Below are 19,019 nucleotides of genomic sequence, written 5' to 3'. Positions count from 1 at the left end.
GGGGAGAGGGCTGGGGTGAGGGCGAAAGGTCCGACTCCAACCTACTGGACACCACCCACACATCTCTGGATTCCGGCCTCCGCCGGAATGACGATTTGCGAATACCTACGCTTGTCAGCCCTGAGGGAGAGGGGATCAATTGACTAAGGGGCCAGTTGGCTGGGTGGTTCAGGTGCGGGTGAGGCTGAGGTACTCTTCGAGGTGTTTTCTCAGGAGGACGCGGCCGCGGTGGAGGCGCGATTTGAAGGAGGAGACGGTGATGTCGAGCGCATCGGCGGCTTCGGCGTTGGTCAGGCCCTCGACGTCTCTCAGCACGACTGCGGCCCTGAAGTCCTCGGGAAGCATCGCGATGCCCTCGCGCAGCCTGTCTCCTAGCTCGGAGTTCGAGGCGAACCGGTCGGGCGTGTCGGACCAGTCCGGTATCTCCACGTCCTCGAGGCCGGTGCGCGTCAGAGTCCGCTCCCTCTTGTCCTTGCGCAGCCGCATCAGCGCGGCGTTGACTGTGATCCGGTACAGCCAGGTCGTGATCTTCGAGTCACCCCTGAAGCGGTCGTATGCCCTGTAGGCCGAAATCAGGGCCTCCTGCGCGACCTCTTCGGCGTCCTCGGGCCTGCCCATCATCTTGAGGGCGACGTTGTAGACAAGGTCTGAGTGCTGCTCGACGACCTGCTCGAAATCGGGGACCACTGCCGAGTTCTGTGAGTGCTGTGCGGACTGTTCTGCCACGGTATTTCTACGGGAACCTCGGACGAATCAGGAGCGAGTTGCACCCTATTGGGGGTGTATTGCATCCAATTGTATCTGATAGGTGGGTTAGTAGTAAGTGGAATTGATCACCCCCGTATCCAGTACGGGGTAGCTCTCACTCCAGCCCTCTGGATTGCCGAGCGGCGAGCCATTCCATGGGTTCCCGCTTTCGCGGGAATGACGGTGGGTGCGTGGGGAGAGGGGGTCTGTTGGAGGAGGGCGAGGGTCGCTGTTGACGGTCAGGCGGGGTTGGAATAGAGTTTAATCGCTTTAACAGGGGCGGTAACTGGCAGGATGATTTCACGACTGGTCAGACTATTCAGGGGACGCGAGCTCGACTGCGGCGAGGTTAGAGCGGCGTCCTCGGACTTCATCGACGGCGACCTCAGCTCGGGGGAGTCGTCCAGGATCAGGTCGCACCTTGAGCGGTGCGGTCCGTGTACGGCGTTCATCGAGACGCTGAGGGCTACGATTGACTTGCTGCATTCGACCGCCGCGTCGGGGGCGCCTGCCGGATTCAGGGAGCGTGTTCAGGAGCGCATTCGGGGTGGGTAGTGTTGAACTACCAAGGTAGGGGCAGGTTTAAAACCTGCCCCTACAGGATGAATGTGCGGCGCGCGTTGCTGTCCCAATACCCGACTGATTGAGGTTCTACTGTCATGAAGATCGCTGTTTGCATTAAGCAGGTGCCTGTTGTCTCGATGATCAAGTTCGACAATGAGACACGGCGTGTTGTGCGCGAGGGTGTGCCGAACGAGGTCAACCCATACGACGTGCTGTCGCTGTCGCTAGCTGTGCGACTCAAGGGAGAGCATGGCACAGAAGTCGTCGCGCTCACTATGGGGCCGCCACAGGCGTCCGACGCGCTCGTGCAGGCTCTCGCGATGGGTGCTGACCGCGCTGTACACCTCAACGACCGCGCGTTCGCCGGCTCGGACACGCTGGCGACCTCCCGTGCACTGGCGCTGGCCCTCGAACGAGAGCAGCCAGACCTCGTCATCTGCGGACGCAACAGCACGGACGCGGAGACCGGGCAGGTCGGGCCTGAGATCGCCGAGATCCTCGGGGTTCCGCAGATCACGGCGGTATCGAAGCTCGACATGAACCCTGAGGCGGGCACTATCTCGGCCACACGGCTGACTGACGAGGGCTACCAGGAGCTTGAGTGCCCGATGCCTGCGCTGGTGACCATAACGGACGGCGCAGCCGAGGAGGTCTACCCGAGGCGGGAGGCGATGGCGGAGGCCGCCTCCAGGCCGATAGAGCAGCTTACCGCCGCCGACCTGACCGACGACATGTCGCAGTTCGGGCTGGACGGCTCTCCGACATGGGTGGACGAGATATTCTCACTGGAGTCGACGAGACTCGGCACGGTCGTGCGCGACCTCCCGCCAGCGGAAGCAGTAGCCCAGATGATGGAGTTCCTCGAAGAGCGGGGAGTGTTCGGTCCTTCGACAAGCTCAGGACAGGCCCCTTCGACAGGCTCAGGACGAACGGGGGTGGCCAGAGGGCCACGGCTGGAGCAAGGCCCTTCGACAAGCTCAGGACGAACGGAGGGGGCGATCTGGGTGGTCGCAGAGGTCATCGGCGGTGAGGTCCGGCCGGTTACGCTGGAGCTCCTCGGACGGGCGCGAGAGCTTGCGGCGCAGATAGGCACCACCGTCGAGGCCGTGCTGATTGGGGACGACGACGATGGACGCATCCGGCAGTTGACTGCGTACGGTGCTGACACGGTGCACATCGCGGGCGGCTCAGGGCAGGCTACATACGACACCGAGGCTCACACTGCGGCGTTGACGGCGGCGATCAAAGCGCAGTCGCCATTCGCAGTGCTGGTGCCGTCCACTGCCAACGGGCGCGACCTCGCAGCGAGAGTGGCGGGCAGGCTGGAACTCGGACTCACCGGCGACTGCGTGGGCCTCGACATAGACGACGAAGGACGGCTCTCACAGCTCAAGCCGGCGTTCGGGGGAAGCATCGTCGCGCCAATCCTGTCGCGCACGCTTCCCAACATGGCGACTGTGCGACCCGGCATCCTGACGGCGTGCGATCCGGACGAGTCGGTCGAGCCGGTGGTCAACCGGATCGACGTCGGGACGGTCGAAGCGTCAGGGGTCAGGGTGCTTCGAAGCGTGTCGGACGAGTCGGCAGAGGGCGCAGAGCTTGAGCGTGCGGCGAGGGTGGTGTCAGTCGGCATGGGCATCGGCGGGCCTGAGAACCTCGGGCCGATACGCGAGCTTGCGTCGGCGCTTGGCGCGTCCATAGGCACGACCCGGGACGTGTGCGACCTCGGATGGCTGCCGCGCCAGTATCAGTTAGGGCTGTCCGGCAAGGCAGTCGCGCCGGAGCTGTACGTTGCGGTCGCGCTGCGCGGACCGTTCAACCACACGGTCGGGATACAGCGGTCGGGGACGATCGTCGCGATCAACAACAGTGCGAGGTCGCAGATATTCCGCGCGTCCGATTTCGGGATACTCGGCGACTGGAATGAGATAGTGCCTGAGTTGACGACTGCGATCAGACAGCGTCTGGGCGTGTGATAAGATCAGCGCGCAGGACCGTCTTATCAATAGCCGATAACTGGAGGTTTTCGAATGGCAGATGAAGTATCAATCACACCCCGAGCGAACGGCCCGCTGCTGGTCCAGGGGAACTTCAAGATCGTTGACGCCCAGGGCAACGAGTACTCCGTCGATGGAGACGTGGTAACGCTGTGCCGCTGCGGTCAGAGCGAGAACAAGCCCTTCTGCGACGGCACACATCGTCCGGCAGGTTTCGAGGCCGATAGCGAGGCGAAGTAGCACAATGGGGCAGGTTCTAAACCTGCCCCTACCAGTTCGTAAACCACCCCCGCCAGTCCATGTCAGCCTAATTCGCGGCTGTGACACGGAGTAGCGAGGGTGAATCTTTTGTAAGAAAGGCGGGGAGAATAGGGGTCCGGCGTTATTCCTGTTCGGCGGGGGTGTACTGGCCGAGGAAGACGCGGGTGAGGATATCGGTGTCCCTGACTGAATCCGGGGTACCGCCGTGTACGACCCTGCCCCTGTCGAGCACGTAGGCGCGGTCCACTATGTCCAGGACTCCCTTGATGTTGTGCTCGACGACCAGGATGGTGGTGTTGAGCCTTTCGCTGATCTCCGAGACCTTCTGAAACACCTCGCTGACGATTATGGGCGCGAGTCCCAGCGTCGGCTCGTCTAGCAGCAGCACCTCTGGTCCGGCCATGAGTCCACGTCCGAGAGCCAGCATCTGCTGCTGTCCGCCTGACATCTGGCTGGCGAGGTCGCGTCGCTTCTCATGCAGGATCGGGAACAGCTCCATCACCGAGTCCATGCGCCGGTCCTTCTCATCAGGATCGTTGAGATAGAGACAGCCCATTTCGAGGTTCTCCTCAATGGTGAGGTGGGTGAACACACGCCTGCCCTGAGGGACAAACGCGATGCCCTCTTTGACTATCTCGTGGGTGGCTGCGACCAGCGGCTGCTGTCGCCAGTACACGTCTCCGCCTACCACGGGAGCGAGGCCCATGATGGCCTTGAGTACGGTGGACTTCCCCGCGCCGTTTGGGCCCATCACGGCGACGACTTCGCCCCTGCTCACGCCCAGTGAGATACGGTCGAGCGCGACGACCGCGCCGTAGTGGACTGATATGTCGACGAGGTCTAGGAGTCTTTCTTCTTCACCAATCACTGTTCTTACCTTGTACTCGGGAAGTATCTAAAGTCCTGCCCTCTCATGGCGGTGCGAAGAGGGTAGTTATTCTTGCTTTTCACCCTCACCCCAGCCCTCTCCCTGAGGGAGAGGAGGCCGTCGGCTGGTAATCATACCTGTCTGTGCATCTTTACATACCCCTCTCAGCCCTGAGGGAGAGGGGGTCTGATGGCTGGATTCGAGGGAGAGGGGGCCCTATGCCGCCATATGTCTACGTCCCCAGGTAGGCCTGTATCACCTCATCGCTGGCGAGGACTTCTGTGACGTCTCCCTCTGCGAGAAGTCTGCCGCTGTCGAGCACGATCAGGTGGTCGGTCAGCTCTCGTACGATGTCCATGTTGTGGGAGATGAAGATGATGGAGCGTCCCTCGTCGCGCATGAGCCTCATGATGTCCTTAACCTGCTCCAGCATCTGTGGGAACAGGCCGGCAAACGGCTCGTCGAACAGGTAGGTGTGGACATCCAGCGCCATCGCGCGGCCTATCTCAAGCAGCTTGCGCTGGCCGTATGAGAGGTCCATGGCAAGCGAGTCGCGCTTCTCCCACATGCCGACGTTCTCGAGGATGTTCTGCGCCTTCTCACGGTGGCTCTGCTTGCCCCGCTCCATCAGCGCGCGGAACGTGCGTCTCTCGGTCAGCACCACCATGATGTTGTCCCAGACGCTGATCTGATCGAACAGCCTGACCTCCTGGAAGGTGCGCGTGATGCCGTGTTCAGGGGTCTCGTGCGCCCTCACGACCCTTAGGCCGACGCCGTCAATGATGACTATTCCGCCGTCCAGAGGCAGCGTGCCGCTGAGAAGGTTCACAAGCGTTGATTTGCCCGAGCCGTTGGGGCCGACGATACTGGTCATGCCGGTCCTGGGGATGGAGATGGAGAGCCGGTCCACGGCCCTGACGGCACCGAAGTGCTTGGAGATCTCGGAGGTCTCCAGGACGAAGTCGTGATGGTCTGCAGATGGCCCTTCGACAAGCTCAGGACGAACGATCGTGGCCGCCTCCGACCCCTCTTTTCTCACTCCTCTTTCCTCGCTCCTCGTCATAGCCTGTACCTCCCAACCAGACCCTGCGGCCTGAACAGCATCAGCAGCACCAGGAGTATACCAAGCACCACCTGCCTGGCCTGGCCGATGTACTCGACTGGCATGAACGGCAGGAAGCGCATCCCCTCTTCGAGCAGGACGAACGCCATCGCGCCGAGCAGAGAGCCCCAGATGGTGGCCAGTCCTCCGAGAATCACGATTGATATGAGCAGTATCGATTCGAGCAGTACGAACGAGAACGGGTCTATGAAGCTGGTCCAGCTGCTGAACAGGCCGCCCGCGAGTCCCGCCATCATGGCGGATATGACCCATATGGCGAGCTTGTACTGCGTCACCTGGTAGCCGAAGACCTCGATCGCCTGCTCGTCCTCGCGAATTGCGGTGAGCACCCTGCCGAACGAAGACGTCACTATGAACCACGCTATCACCATGACGATGGCGAGGAGCACCAGCGCGAAGATGAGGAAATCCAGCTCGCCGTCGAGCACCCAGTTTCCTATCTTGGGCCGGGCGATCTCGTGGATTCCGAATGCTCCCCTGGTGAGACCCCGCCAGTTCAGGAACACGTTGAACGCGATGATCGCGAATCCGAACGATACGAGCACGTAGATATCGTCCCTGAACCTGTTGAACACCACGCCCACGACTATCGCTACCAGCCCGGCCAGCAGAACGCTGACGGGCAGGGCGGCGAAGAATGGCCAGGCAAACGTGGGTATAGCCTCGGTGCGGAGCTGCTCGTACTCGGGGTTAGAGCTCAGAATCGCCATTGCGTAGGCACCGATGCCGAAGAAGCCGATGTGACCAACCGACAGCAGTCCGGTGAAGCCGACGACGAGGTTGAGACTCACGGCAAGTATCGCCCAGATGGCGAAGACCGTCCCCACGGTGATGGCGAATCCGACGCCCTGCCACAGCATGAATCCGATGGCCCACGCGATGACGAACAGGTTCGCCCACAGCTGGACGTTGCCCTTGGCGGTTTGCCAGAAGGTCCTGGGATCTCGGAACAGTGTCGCGAAGTCCCTGAACAGCTGTCTATTCATCAACAATGGTTCTTCTTTCCGAGTCTCTTTCCGTTTTCGCGGGGATGGCTGGAAGGCGGCCTTTTCACCCTCACCCCAGCCCTCTCCCCCGTATCAAGTACGGGGCAGGCTCTGAGGGAGAGGGGGTTTTGCTCACTCCATTTTGCGCTCACCACGTCTCTGAGAATACGAAACTACTTTCTTGGCAGCAGGCCGTTGGGCCAGAACGACAGGAACAGAATCAGAAGGACGAACGAGATCGCGTCCTTCCACTCTCCTGCGAGGTCCCAGATGCCGAACTGCTCGATCAGGCCGAGCACGAACCCGCCGACGATTGCGCCGTACATGTTCCCGATGCCGCCGACCACCGAGGCGATCCACCCCTTGAGCAGCAGCAGCAGGCCCATCCTGGGTTGAATGGCGGTATCGTGTCCGCTCAGCACGCCCGCGGCGGCGGCGTAAATCGCGCCTATGAAGAACACGACGGCGATGACCACAGTCGTGTTGATACCCACGACCTTCGATACCTCTTCGTCGTCACCGATAGCCCTGACGGCCTTCCCGAAAGAGGTCATCTTCAGCAGGAACAGAAGGAAGACGAACCCTACGAGGGCGACGGCGATGGTGAATACGTTGAATCCCTTGATGTTCGCACCGGCGATCTTCCACGGCGTGCTGCCGAACGCGTCGGGCAGGGGTCGTGGCGCGCTCTGGAATATGATCGTGGTGAACGCGGTGATCGCGAGCAGGATACCCAGCGTGGCCACGAGCATGACCAGCGGGGACCTCGCCCGCTCTCGCATGTACACGTACAGACCCCTGTACAGCGCGAGTCCCACTATGCCGGCCAGCAGGCAGGAGATCCCCCAGGTGAGGTACAGTCCCCAGTCCGGCGAGCCGGACACGGCAACGGCACAGTACGCTCCGAGGGCGACTCCGGCCACCGCGCCGACTAACAGGACGGGCCCCTTCGACAAGCTCAGGACAGGTGCGGTGGTGACCCTGGGGAACACGCTCCTGTATATGGCATGAAGCACCCACACCACAGCCACGGCGACTAGCACGCCTACGGCCGGACTTAGCACAGTGTGGATGTCCTTGGGGAAGCTCAGCACGAAGCCCATGTACACTCCGGCGGCAGCGCCGATGAGCAGTGCAACGATCCTGACTGCAGTCGTGTTGAGGCGGCTCCTCAAGCGGTAACCGAAGCTCGTGTGGAACGACCACGCGACGACCCCGGCGGTCACAACGGCAAACAGGATGTTGAGGATCGGCTCGTTGACCTCGTAGCGTCCGCCCAGCGTGTCATGTGAGCGGAGGTAGAAGACTCCGTATGCCCCGAGAGCGGCCGCTGCGCCGTAGTACAGGTCGAAGAACCAGACCGTGCTGTACACCAGCGTGAATCCCATCGCGAGCAGCGCGTACACGGCGCCCACAGCAAGGCCGTTGAAGGTGAACTGCAAAGCCTGCTCGGGAGACTGCGTGATCTTCCAGCCGATGTACAGAACGGCCAGCGCGGTCAGTACGATTGCCAGGGTCGTGCTGTGGCGACCTCGGAGACTTAGCAAGTGACTCCTCGAAGATGCGCTTCCCTGATTCCTCTTCTCCCTGGAGAGGTTAAGAGGGATGGGTATTTGTGCTTTTCACCCCCGGATCAAGTACGGGGCAGGCTCTCACCCTGAGGGAACTCACAGGGGTACGTGTAAACCAATAGTTCGTTCGTGGACTCTGGGTTCCGGCCTCCGCCGGAACGACGGTTTGTGTAGTACATACCCTTGTCAGCCCCCTGATCAAGTCCGGGGCAGGCTCTGAGGGAGGGGGACTCTTATAACCCCTTCCAAGCACAACATGGGGCTGGCACACGAGTCATCGCAGGTCAGCCCCATGACACTAACACAGATTTAGTTCCCCATCATCATCGAGGGAGCCGGACCGAGAACTTTGTAGCCCTGGTTGGCGTCCGTGCGCTCGGCCAGAGGCAGCACCTCGACGACCGCGTTGGCCAGTCCCACTACCTCGCCTCTCTCATCGAAGCTGTAGTTCTCGCCGATCGTGCCGGTCCAGGTGATGCCGTACATGCAGTCCTTGAATCCGTCTGCGTCCTGGTCGTCACCGGTCTGCTTCAGGCACTCGGCGGTGATGTACACATCGTCATAGGCGGAACCGAGATACCACGGAAGGGTTACATAACCGTAGGTTGCACGGAACCTGGCGAGCACGTTCTGCGCCGCCTGGTTGGCAGGATCGAGCTCGGCGGTTACCGCCTTCAGTCCGGTGGCAGCTTCGCCAGCGATCTCCAGAGCGGTCGTACCTACAGGTACGATCTCAGAGTAGAGGCTGCCCTCATATCCCAGTTCGCGAATCTGCTTGACTACCGTGCCGCCGGTGAACTCTGACTGGGCCGCTATGTGTATCGCGTCAGGCGCGGCGTTGATCAGCTTGGTCAGCTGGGACCTGAAGTCGATCACGTCAGAGGCGTAACGCTCCTCACCTACAATCTCACCGCCAAGCTTCATGAAGTGTTCGGCAGTGGTTCTGCGGACACCCTCGGCGTAGTCGGTGGACTCGGAGATGGTAGCAAGCTTTCTGACGCCGTCCTCCCATAGCAGGTTGCCAGTGTCGATACCGACCTGCGCATCGTTCAGCGACGTGCGGAAGATGTAGTCACCAGCCTCGGCGATGTCAGGGTTGGTCGCCAGGCCGGAGAACATGACGACGCCGTCCTCTTCTGCCAGCGGGGCCGCTCCTAGCATCGCGCCGCTGCACGACGTTCCGAGAATGATCTTCACGCCGTCGACGTCGGTCAGCTTCCTGTACGCCGTGATCGAGTCCTGCGCGTTGCACTTCTCGTCCTCGACGATCAGCTCAAGCATCCGACCGTTGATGCCGCCCGCTGCGTTGATCTCAGCGGCGGCCATCTGCTTGGCCTGCACGGCCACGTTGCCGTAGGTCTCGCCTGGGCCGGTGACCGACTCCATCACGCCGATCCTGAACGGCTTATCGTCCATCATCATCATGCCGTCGTCCATGGCCGCCATGGCCATCGACGTGCTTGGGGCCGGACCGAGGGGCTTGTAGCCCAGGTTGTCGTCATTGCGCTCGGCCACCGGCAGGATCTCAACCACTGCGTAGGACAAACCTACCACGTCGCCATTGGCATCGAAGCTGTAGTCCACTCCGATGGTGCCGCTGTGGGAGATGTCGTTCATGCAGTTTCGGAAGCCGCTGGAGTCCTGGTCATTTCCGGTGCGACCGAGGCACTCGGCGGCGATATACACCGTGTCGTAGGCCGAACCGAGGAACCAGGCGAGGGTAAGGTAGCCGTAAGTCTCACGGAAGTTGGCCAGCATGTCCTGCGCGGTGCGGTTGTTCGGGTCGAGGTCCGCGGGGATGATGGACTTCACGCCTGTGGCGGCGTCACCGGCAATTTCGAGCGCGGTAGCGCCCGTTGGCACGCTCTCGGTGTAGATTGGGCCGTCGTAGCCCAGCTCGCGCGCCTGCTTGATGATCGTTCCACCCGGCAGCTCGCCCTGTGCGGCAAGAAGTATCCCGTCCGGCTCCAGTCCTATCAGCTTTGTGAGCTGGGTCCTGAAGTCCGTCGAGTCGGATGAGTAGCGCTCCTCGCCGATGACCTTGCCGCCAAGCTTCTGGAACTGCTCAACGCTGGTCCTGCGAACGCCCTCGGCGTAGTCGGTCGTCTCTGTGATGGTCACCAGGTTTCTGATGCCGTCAACCCACATTGCGTTGCCGGCGTCTGCTCCAAGCTGTGCGTCGCTTATTGCCGTGCGGAAGATGTAGTCGCCCGCAACGGAGATGTCCGGGTTGGTGGCGGATGGCGAGAGCAGGATTACCCTGTCCTCTTCGGCCAGCGGGGCTGCGCCGAGCATCGCGCCGCTGCATGTCGTGCCCAGGATGATCCTAACGCCGTCGACGTCGGTCAGCTTTCTATAGGCGGTGATCGCATCCTGTGCGTTGCACTTTGAGTCTTCGATGATCAGCTCGAGCATCCGGCCGTTTATGCCGCCCATGGCGTTGATCTCGTCCACGGCCAGCTGCTTGGCGTTGACGATCGGGTTGCCGTAGGACTCGCCGACGCCGGTGAGGGAGTCCATGACGCCGATCCTGAACGGCTCGGGAGTCATCGCCTCTTCAACTGCCATTTCGACAGCCATCTGGATGTCTTCCTGAGAGATCCCGGGGCGGTCTTCGAGCGCCCTGGTTATCGCTGCGGCTACCTCGGCTTCGGTCAGACCTGGGGTCTGCTGTGTGAGGGCGTTGGCGATGGCGCTCGCCATCTGGTCCTCAGTGACACCGGGCCGATCGGCAATGGCCCCTGCTATAGCGTCGGCCACCTGCGCTTCAGTGATGCCGGGCCGGTCCGACAGCGCCTTAGCTATGGAGTCAGCAACCTGTGCCGCGGTCACGCCGGCACTGCGGCAGCGACCTCATCTGGAGTTGCCCCCGATGGCTGCGACTGCATCGCCTGCTGAATCAGAGCCGAGAAGTCCGGGGTGGGCGCGGGCGCGGGTGCCTCTTCGCTGGCACATGCTGCCGCAAACAGAGCCACGAGCACCACCGGAACTAGTAATGTCATCAAGCGAATTTTGCTCACTTTACCCTCCTCACCGGGTGTATAACGTCCAACTTGCATGACACATTTGTGTCAGTCCCTACTTTGTTTTCGTATGGTGTGACATTATACACGCACGTTACTGATCTTTACGAAAATTCGCGTGAAAACGATTGTGGAATTGGGTTCGGTGCGCGTGCGAGTCCATGAAGATACCGGCCCGAATGGGAAAACTCGCAACTCGGCCTGCTATAGCCTACCGCCCGCCTCTCTCCACAGCCTGCGTCCGACCGACAGCGACAGCGCCACGAACAGCGCGTCCATGTTGCCCCTACCTCCTCTGTTCCAGTTTGATGAGACGATTCAGCGACTTCCGAATCATATCCCAGATTTTCCGAGGACAGTCAAAACCCGATCTGAGTGATTCGGATACAATGCAGCCGATGGAGTTGGAGATGGCTGCTGTGGAGACAGCCTGGAACGACCACGTGCGCCTTGACGGGGCAGGGTCAACACGCGTCCACGCCGTCCGCATCTTCTCCCACGCCGCACTGGACTCGTTGGGGGAGGACGACGGCATTGCTTAACTTTGCCAGGTTCCTGCTCGTGGTGACGGTCCTCTACAACGTCGTGGAGGGGGTTATCGCGCTCTGGTCGGGGATCGCCGCGGGCAGCATTGCGCTGGTCTCCTTCGGCGCCGACAGCTACATAGAGGTGGCCGCGGCATCTCTCGTACTCTGGAGGCTCGGCATCGAGGACAACGAGTACGCGGAGGCGGTCGAGCACCGTGTCGTACGAATCATCGGCTGGACCTTCATGGTACTTTCGGCGGTCATCGTCTTCAGCTCAGTATGGGCCCTGGCCGGTCGGGCCGGCGCAGAGGAGTCGCTGGTCGGCATCGGGCTCGCGATATTCTCCGTGGTATTCATGCCCCTCATCGCCGTCTGGAAGTTACAGGTCGCGGCGAAAAGCAACCTGCAGTCCATCGCCATCGAGGCGAAGGAGACGATGGCCTGCTCGTACCTCTCCCTCACGCTGCTGGTCGGGCTGGTCGCCAACGCGCTGCTGGGTTGGTGGTGGCTGGACGCCGTAACGGCGCTGCTGCTGGTTCCCTGGCTCGTCCGGGAGGGGATCGAGGGCATTCACGGCGAGGACAACGACGACGACGAGCTGCAGTTATGCTCCTGCCGCAGCTGCCTGTTCGGCCTTAGGACCTGCACCGCCGCCTGCTGCGCTGTGTGAGGGACTAGCGTAGCGAAAGCGGATGGTTTAGCAATCTAAGCTACAAGCTGAAGTCGACCTCAGGCGACACGCTGGACCTCGATCTGGTCGGCTCTCTTCATCACTTGAGCCAAGTCGTACGCCGCCTGCAGTTGATACCACGTCGATGCACCGCCACCAAATGCCTTGTCCAGACGTATGGCCATCTCAGCTGAGATCCCTGAATGACCATTCAATACGTCGGATAGCTGCTTACGGCTGACTCCAAGATGAGCGGCAGCGTCTGTGACGCTGAGGCCTAAAGGCTCAAGGCAGTCGTAGCGGATGGATAGTCCAGGGTGGGGTGGATTGTTTATGGGCCGATGTAATCAACGTCGCGAACGTTGCTGCCATCGAATCGAAAGACGATTCTCCAGTTCGCCGAAACTCTGACGGACCACAGACCTCTGAGTTCTCCTCTCAGCCGATGAAGCCTGTAGCCGGGCAGGTCCATGTCGCTCGGCTGCGTCGCTATGTCCAGCCTGGCGAGTATCCGTTCAATCTTGGCGAGGTGTTCGGGTGGAAGACGGCTACCGTCCCCACGTTCATACAGACTGGCCAAGCCTCTGTGTCTGATGCTTAAGATCACAGGATCAGTGTCACCTATCACCTCTCAGGTGTCAATGCCGAATTCTTACACAGCCGGAGCCTACGTCAGGTTGGCAGGCAGTGCCTTCACCCTCACCCCAACCTACTGGACACCACTCACACACCTCTGGATTGCCGAACGGCGAGCCACTTCGTGGGTTCCGGCCTTCGCCGGAATGACGACCTGCGAATACCTACCCCTATCAGCCCTGAGGGAGAGGGGGCTTTGTTCTTGAATGGCGAGTCAATTTGAACTGACACAACCACCCGCAGCATAGCCAAGTGTGACAGTATAAGGGTCGAAGATTTCGTTAGGTAATGGCGTCTAACGCATTTACAGAGTGTATCGTCGGCTGTAACATCAGACGGCCATATAGAAATGGTTACAGCACAGGCGTCTATGAATATATTTCGCTCACAATCACATTGGGGTCTGACGCCATGAATCAGATACTCGACAGGTTGAGCTGGCTGGTAACGGTCCGTCCGTGGATCACGATAGGCGTTCTCCTCGTCCTTACCGTTGTGATGGCCATGGGAACTACGATGCGCGTCCCGCCTACAGAGGGCGCGGACGTGGCGTTCCTCCCGCCCGGACACCCCATCGTCACCGCGACACAGGAGATAGATGAGCACTTCGGAGAGTCCAGCGAAGTCAGCATCGTAACGCTCATCTTCCGAGGGGATGCGCTTACGCCCGGTGGCCTCGCACAGATGGACTCCCTGATCAATGAGGTCATCAGCGATCCTAGCGTAGGCCAGCTTCTGGTGCCTGTCGATGCGATCTTCGCGCCTTCGTACGTGGTGAACGCCGTTCTCCAGACGGGCAGCTTCGAGTCAGTCTCTCAGGCGGAGATCGACGCCGTGCGCAACGTGCCGGAGATCGGGGACGCCCTCGATGCGATGACCGGCACCGGCACCGACGGCACACCGGTGGCAGTCGCCAACATACGCCTGAGCGATACGGGCGACGATAGGACCAGGGACGCCGAACGGAAGATAAATGAGATGGCGGCGGCGGACGAGGGCCCGCTGAGCGTGAGCAGCCTGTCACCGGTGATCGTCGAGGACGAGTACAGGGAGGCCACTGAGACCGGAATGGCGCCGCTGATAGGGCTGGCGCTGGTGCTGATAGCGGTGCTGCTCTTCGTGTTCACTCGTGCGCTCTCGGACATGCTGCTGACACTGCTGGGCCTAATACTGTCGATTACGTGGGTCGTTGGTGCAGAGGGCTGGCTCGGGCCGAATGGACTGTCTCTGATAGGTCCTCCGAGCTCTCTAACAGCGATGGTGCCCGTCATCATCATCAGCCTGACGGTGGACTATGCAATCCAGGCGATCTCGCACTACCGCGAACAGCGAATCGCCGGCCTGCCGGTTATGCAGGCGGTGAGGACGGGACTGCGGAACGTCACGGTACCGCTGATGCTGGCTGCCGTCACGACCATCGTCAGCCTGCTGGCAACGCTGTTCTCACCGATCGGTGTGATTGGCGACTTCGGCATCGTCGCCGGGCTGGGCGTGGGATTGAGCCTGATCGTGATGCTGACGCTGATCCCGGCCGGGCGCACCATCATCGACCGGCGGCGCGAGTCGCGCGACACTCTGAAGCCGGCCCGCCCGATGTCGAACGCGCTTCCCGGCATCAGCCAGATGGCAGAGCACCTCGGAGTGTGGGTAACGCGCTGGCCGGCGCCCTTCCTAGTTGTCATCATCGCGATAACAGTGGTCATGGGCTTCTCCGCGAGGGACCTGAAGTCCGAGTTCAGCATCAAGGACATCCTGCCCAGAGGTGGGAGCGTGATCGAGGACATGAACACCCTCGAGGCAGCGGTCGGCGGCTCAACGGAGGTCGCCACCGTACTGGTGCAGACCGAAATCACAGCGAGCAGGACGCTTCTCAACCTGCACGATCTCACGACCGGATTCGAAGACGAACAGCGCCGCCCTCAGGCGGCAGGTGGACCGATCACGGGCTCGTATGAAGAACTGGTCCGCGACTGGACACACGACTCCGGCGAGCCCGGCGACAAGTACGACCCAGAGCTGGCAGCGCTCTTTGACGAAGCCTCTCCCGGGGTGGAACTCGATCCGGTGCTGATGCAGCAGTTCGTCGACAAGCTAATCGAGAGAGAGCCCGAGCTGATGTGGCTGCTGGTCAACGACCCGGCAGGCGTCGATACGATGCTGCTCCACTTCCCGACCTACACGCACGAACCCGAGCAGACCCGGAATCTCCAGGGTGAGATCGAGGCGCTCTGGTTTGGCGAGGACGACACCATCACGGCGCTCTCGGAGAGCATCGTCGCGGTCGCGGTCACTGACCAGATCACTGCCGGCCAGACGGAGTCGATCGGCACCACTGTCGTAGCAGCCATGGGCATACTCAGCATCTTCTTCTGGGTGACGCTGCGCCAGCCCGCGCTGGGGATCGTCGCGGTTGCGCCGATCGTGCTAGTCCTCATCTGCGTACTTGGCACGATGGCGCTGCTGGACATTCCCTACACGCTGGTTACGTCGATCATCACGGCGCTGTCTATCGGTATAGGAGTGGACTACACCATCCACGTGATTCACCGGTACCGGGAGGAATTCGCCCACCTGCGCAACCCCGAGCAGGCCGCAATCAGGACGCTCTCGACGACGGGTTCCGCTCTGCTGGGTTCTGCACTGACGACCGCGTTCGGGTTCGGCGTGCTGATAGCCTCGCCGCTTCAGGCGTCCGCACAGTTCGGCATCACGGCGACCATCACGATCGTCTACTCGCTGATAGTCTCCGCACTGGTGGTGCTGCCCGCGATGGTGGTCTGGGGCGCATACCAGAACATGCGGCTGCGCTCCATGGTGGAACGCTACTGGGATGAGCTGGACGTGACCATCGAGGACACGTTCAGGCGCCACGAGGAGGGCGAAACGTCCTAGGCTCCACCAAGTAACCGGAGGTTACCGCATTTTGGAAAGTCTCCTGCAACTCCGCAAGCTATCCAAGGATCTGAAGGCCGCGTACCGTGGGCGGACACCCACCGTCGTGTGAGAGGACTCGATGGATGGACAGGGCGCCCGCAGAAACTGACGGCGCAACGGGCTACAACCACGCCGAAACCGTCAAGGAGTACTACGATCTTTGCAGCGAGTTCATGGTGTTCGGTTGGGGCGAGTCTCTCCACTTCGCGCCGTTGTCGCCGGGCGAGAGTCTGGAGGACTCCAAGGTCCGGCACCAGCGACTGATAATCGCCAGGCTGGAGTTGGGCGAGGGCATGACGGTGGTGGATGTGGGCTGCGGGATCGGCGGCCCAATGCGCCGCGTCGTCCGGGAAGCTGGCGTCAGGGTCGTAGGGGTCAATAGCAGCGAAATCCAACTCGATAAGGCCAAATCGTTGAACGCCGAGGCGGGGATCGACCACATGGTCGACTACCTTGCATGTAGCTTCATGAACATGGACGCCATTGCGGACGACACATTCGACCGAGGCTACGCGATCGAATCGACATGCCATGCGCCGGACAAGGCAGGCGCGTTCGCCGAGATATACCGCGTGCTGAAACCCGGAGCCCTTTTCTGGGGTCAGGAAATGTGCATGACGGACAAGTTCGATCCTAACGACAATCTGCACCGGGCCGCCAAACAGGACTTAATGCACGGCATCGCGCTCAAGGAGATCGCGACTATGGATGAGGTGAACCGAGACCTCGAAACGGCGGGATTTCAGGTCATCGAGGGGAGGGATCTGGCTGTCGAGGAGAGCGGTCCGACCACGCCGTGGTATCAGCCCATGGAAACCCAGCATGGAACGCCAAGCAGCACCCTGTACAGGGTGCCGCTAGGCCGCAAGCTGTTCATCGGTGCATCCAGGTTGGCAGAGGTGTTGGGAGTGTTCCCGAATGGGTCCGCGGACGTCATCAGACTAATGGACCGTACCGCCAACGCCTACGTCGCAGGCGGCAGAGCCGGGATCTTCACGCCGTTGTACTGTTTCCTGGCTCGCAAACCCCTCTAAGTCCTCTCGTTCGCAGTCTGCCGGGCGATCCCAAGGTGCGTCAGACGTTCAACTCGCGCCTCCGCTCGACTATGTCGAACTTCAGGTTCTTACTCGGCTTCATCGACGGCAGCGGGCTGAACTTCAGGTTGTAGTTCGGTGGGAACACCTTGATATTGAAGTAGTGCGCGACCATAAGCACATTGACGGCCAGCTGCAGCTCCATCCACCGGGAGCCAAGACACGTGTGCGTGCCCAGCCCGTAAGGCGCGAACCCCGGACTGTGGTGCTCATTGCGCGGGGGCAAATAGCGATCGATATCGAATTTGAAGGGGTCGGGAAAGACGTCGTCCATGTAGTGTGAAGCTGTCTGGGCAATGTAAAGCCGCGATCCCAGCGGTAGCTCATAGCCCTCGACCACACACGAATTCATCACGTTCCGGAGAGACATCGGAACAATCGGGTACATACGCAGGCACTCCATGAGGAAGCGGTGTGTGACGTCGATTGAGGCCGGGTTGAAGTCCATGGCATCCGGATCACCGTTGTCGAACAGCGCGTCGGCTTCACTCTGGATCCTGGCGTAGATCTCTGGCTGCGATACCATGGCATACATGGCGAAGCTGAACGCGTCGCCGAGGTATACGCTGGCAATCAGCGCTGCCGAAAGAGCGAAGCGCAGATTGGACTCCGGTACAAACTGGGGGTCGCTCGCGTGCAGGCTGAGAAGGTCGTCGGCAAGATCCCGGGGACTGTCAGCCCGCTGGGCAGGCGTATGTACGCTCTGGATCCGTTCGAGGAGCTCATCGACGGTGTTCGCGCGGCGTCTCATGCCCGGCGTCTTAAGCATGAATTTGGGCAGTATCTTCATGATGTGAGTCATGAGCGCCCGTTCCTTGTACGTCGTCAGATCATCAAAGATATCCTGAGAATCAACGCTGACAAAGAGCGCGGAGAGTTGCGCGTTAATCATTCGCCGGCACATGGTCGTCGCAGGATAGAACTCTCCAACTTCCCAGTCCGCCATATACTTCCGCGTTTGATGGTAGAGTTCGTCCAGCTGACCCATGAGTCTTCCGCGAGAGTACGCCGGCGACAGTGACTTGCGGAGCCGGAAATGATCGGCGCCATCCATGGAAGGCAATACTCCGGACGCGCCATACACTTTCTCGAAGTCGGCGAAGTAGTCCCTGGACCTCAGGTGCAGGCGTCCACGCCGGTGCACCCAGCGGTTTGTCTCAGGCCCGGCCAGCATGATCATGGGCGCGGCAAACGGAGGCCGGATCTGGAACACCGGGCCGTACTCTTTTGCGAGGTCGGCAAAGAGCGCGGGAACGTTTCCGGTGCGGATGTGCCGGTTGAACAGCATCTTCGTCAGGGAGACGGTCGGGATCTTCTTACTTAGACGGGAGTGTCGAAGCACCGGACCGGCCAGATTGTTGGAGACCGCGGCGGCAATGGACCGGCCTATCAGGTCCATGTTGCAGATGAACTCGATGCGCTCCTCAGCCTGCTCATCGAGATTGAACATGAAGCGAAAGACGTCGCACGTATTGATGAGACAGATGATGATGACGTCTCTTGGGTCGGGGATCTCGTTGTTGTAGATCTCGTTGCGGATGCGCGTCTTGACGAACTGTATCCTGGTCCCTTCCTCGGCGTCGTCGAACAGTACCGTCTGTTCCACGTTAGGAGCCACCGTCCAGAAATCGCCGTCGTGGTACTCCAGGATATTCAGGCGGACGAGGCGGTCCAGGGTCTGATCGATAATCGACTCCGCATAATGAGAGAGCCGTTCGATCCAGTACTGGGCGTTGTGCTGAGCGGGCTCGCTCGCGATCTCCTTCAGGATGGGGTCCAGCGTGGAGTTGCCCGTCTCAGTGTCGTCCAGAACGAACAGCGAGTCCCTGTCGGTGTCGATGCGGGACTCGATCGAGAGTTCCGCGAGAACGGCGCCGACCACGGCACAGTTCAGGTCCCAGCCGGGTACCTGATAAAAGTAGCCGCTCTCCTCGTTTAGAAGCATCAGGATGAGTTCTTCCGGCAGGCTTAGCACCTGGGTCTTAACAGCATCCTTTGTGATAGTCATTTACCTTGCC

General features: G+C 60.8%; 16 protein-coding genes. 6 read left to right on the top strand and 10 right to left on the bottom strand.

The annotated features are described in order from the left end of the window. Positions 1-168 precede the first annotated feature (168 nt). On the bottom strand, positions 169-726 hold the full coding sequence (locus J4G14_08750; protein MCE2457889.1) for a sigma-70 family RNA polymerase sigma factor: 558 nt from the start codon (positions 724-726) through the stop codon (positions 169-171). Between the two features lie 315 nt (positions 727-1,041). Here J4G14_08750 and J4G14_08745 point away from each other — a divergent pair, with 315 nt between their 5' ends. From J4G14_08745 to J4G14_08735, 3 genes are all read left to right on the top strand, one after another. Further along, complete coding sequence (locus tag J4G14_08745; protein MCE2457888.1) at positions 1,042-1,302, top strand: zf-HC2 domain-containing protein; 261 nt, start codon at positions 1,042-1,044, stop codon at positions 1,300-1,302. Between the two features lie 104 nt (positions 1,303-1,406). Then, positions 1,407-3,287, top strand: a complete 1,881-nt coding sequence (locus J4G14_08740) for an FAD-binding protein (GenBank protein MCE2457887.1) — start codon at positions 1,407-1,409, stop codon at positions 3,285-3,287. Positions 3,288-3,341: 54 nt separating this feature from the next. Then, positions 3,342-3,548: a CDGSH iron-sulfur domain-containing protein gene (locus J4G14_08735; GenBank protein ID MCE2457886.1), complete on the top strand. Its 207-nt coding sequence runs from the start codon at positions 3,342-3,344 to the stop codon at positions 3,546-3,548. 142 nt (positions 3,549-3,690) lie between these two features. Here the strand turns inward: J4G14_08735 and J4G14_08730 are convergent, their stop codons facing one another. The 6 genes from J4G14_08730 to J4G14_08705 form a co-directional block, all read right to left on the bottom strand. Beyond that, on the bottom strand, positions 3,691-4,437 hold the full coding sequence (locus J4G14_08730) for an ABC transporter ATP-binding protein (protein ID MCE2457885.1): 747 nt from the start codon (positions 4,435-4,437) through the stop codon (positions 3,691-3,693). A 232-nt stretch (positions 4,438-4,669) separates the two neighbouring features. After that, on the bottom strand, positions 4,670-5,500 hold the full coding sequence (locus J4G14_08725; GenBank protein ID MCE2457884.1) for an ATP-binding cassette domain-containing protein: 831 nt from the start codon (positions 5,498-5,500) through the stop codon (positions 4,670-4,672). After that, positions 5,497-6,546, bottom strand: coding sequence for a branched-chain amino acid ABC transporter permease (locus J4G14_08720; GenBank protein ID MCE2457883.1), 1,050 nt, complete (start codon positions 6,544-6,546; stop codon positions 5,497-5,499). Before J4G14_08720 ends, J4G14_08725 begins: the two co-directional genes overlap by 4 nt. 173 nt (positions 6,547-6,719) lie before the next feature. Next, complete coding sequence (locus J4G14_08715) at positions 6,720-8,093, bottom strand: branched-chain amino acid ABC transporter permease (GenBank protein MCE2457882.1); 1,374 nt, start codon at positions 8,091-8,093, stop codon at positions 6,720-6,722. A 333-nt stretch (positions 8,094-8,426) separates the two neighbouring features. Beyond that, on the bottom strand, positions 8,427-10,949 hold the full coding sequence (locus J4G14_08710; GenBank protein ID MCE2457881.1) for an ABC transporter substrate-binding protein: 2,523 nt from the start codon (positions 10,947-10,949) through the stop codon (positions 8,427-8,429). Next, positions 10,946-11,137, bottom strand: a complete 192-nt coding sequence (locus J4G14_08705) for a hypothetical protein (protein ID MCE2457880.1) — start codon at positions 11,135-11,137, stop codon at positions 10,946-10,948. Before J4G14_08705 ends, J4G14_08710 begins: the two co-directional genes overlap by 4 nt. Positions 11,138-11,674: 537 nt before the next feature. Between J4G14_08705 and J4G14_08700 the strand changes: the two genes are divergently transcribed. Beyond that, complete coding sequence (locus J4G14_08700; GenBank protein MCE2457879.1) at positions 11,675-12,337, top strand: hypothetical protein; 663 nt, start codon at positions 11,675-11,677, stop codon at positions 12,335-12,337. 59 nt (positions 12,338-12,396) lie between these two features. Here J4G14_08700 and J4G14_08695 read toward each other — a convergent pair whose 3' ends face one another. Next, positions 12,397-12,672 (bottom strand): HigA family addiction module antidote protein, encoded by a 276-nt coding sequence (locus J4G14_08695; GenBank protein MCE2457878.1) that lies wholly within the window; start codon positions 12,670-12,672, stop codon positions 12,397-12,399. Beyond that, positions 12,669-12,944, bottom strand: coding sequence for a type II toxin-antitoxin system RelE/ParE family toxin (locus J4G14_08690; GenBank protein MCE2457877.1), 276 nt, complete (start codon positions 12,942-12,944; stop codon positions 12,669-12,671). The genes J4G14_08695 and J4G14_08690 overlap by 4 nt, the downstream gene beginning before the upstream one ends. 440 nt (positions 12,945-13,384) lie before the next feature. On the opposite strand from J4G14_08690, the gene J4G14_08685 reads away from it, so the two are divergent. Next, on the top strand, positions 13,385-15,865 hold the full coding sequence (locus J4G14_08685; protein MCE2457876.1) for an MMPL family transporter: 2,481 nt from the start codon (positions 13,385-13,387) through the stop codon (positions 15,863-15,865). A gap of 125 nt (positions 15,866-15,990) precedes the next feature. Further along, positions 15,991-16,941 (top strand): class I SAM-dependent methyltransferase, encoded by a 951-nt coding sequence (locus J4G14_08680; protein MCE2457875.1) that lies wholly within the window; start codon positions 15,991-15,993, stop codon positions 16,939-16,941. Between the two features lie 40 nt (positions 16,942-16,981). Here the strand turns inward: J4G14_08680 and J4G14_08675 are convergent, their stop codons facing one another. Beyond that, complete coding sequence (locus J4G14_08675) at positions 16,982-19,009, bottom strand: cytochrome P450 (GenBank protein ID MCE2457874.1); 2,028 nt, start codon at positions 19,007-19,009, stop codon at positions 16,982-16,984. Positions 19,010-19,019 lie beyond the last annotated feature (10 nt).

Source organism: Dehalococcoidia bacterium (assembly GCA_021295915.1).
GTDB lineage: Bacteria > Chloroflexota > Dehalococcoidia > Lucifugimonadales > UBA1123 > VXRN01.
The sequence above is the reverse complement of the archived record's forward strand: the minus strand, read 5'-3'. Positions and strand labels throughout refer to the sequence as shown.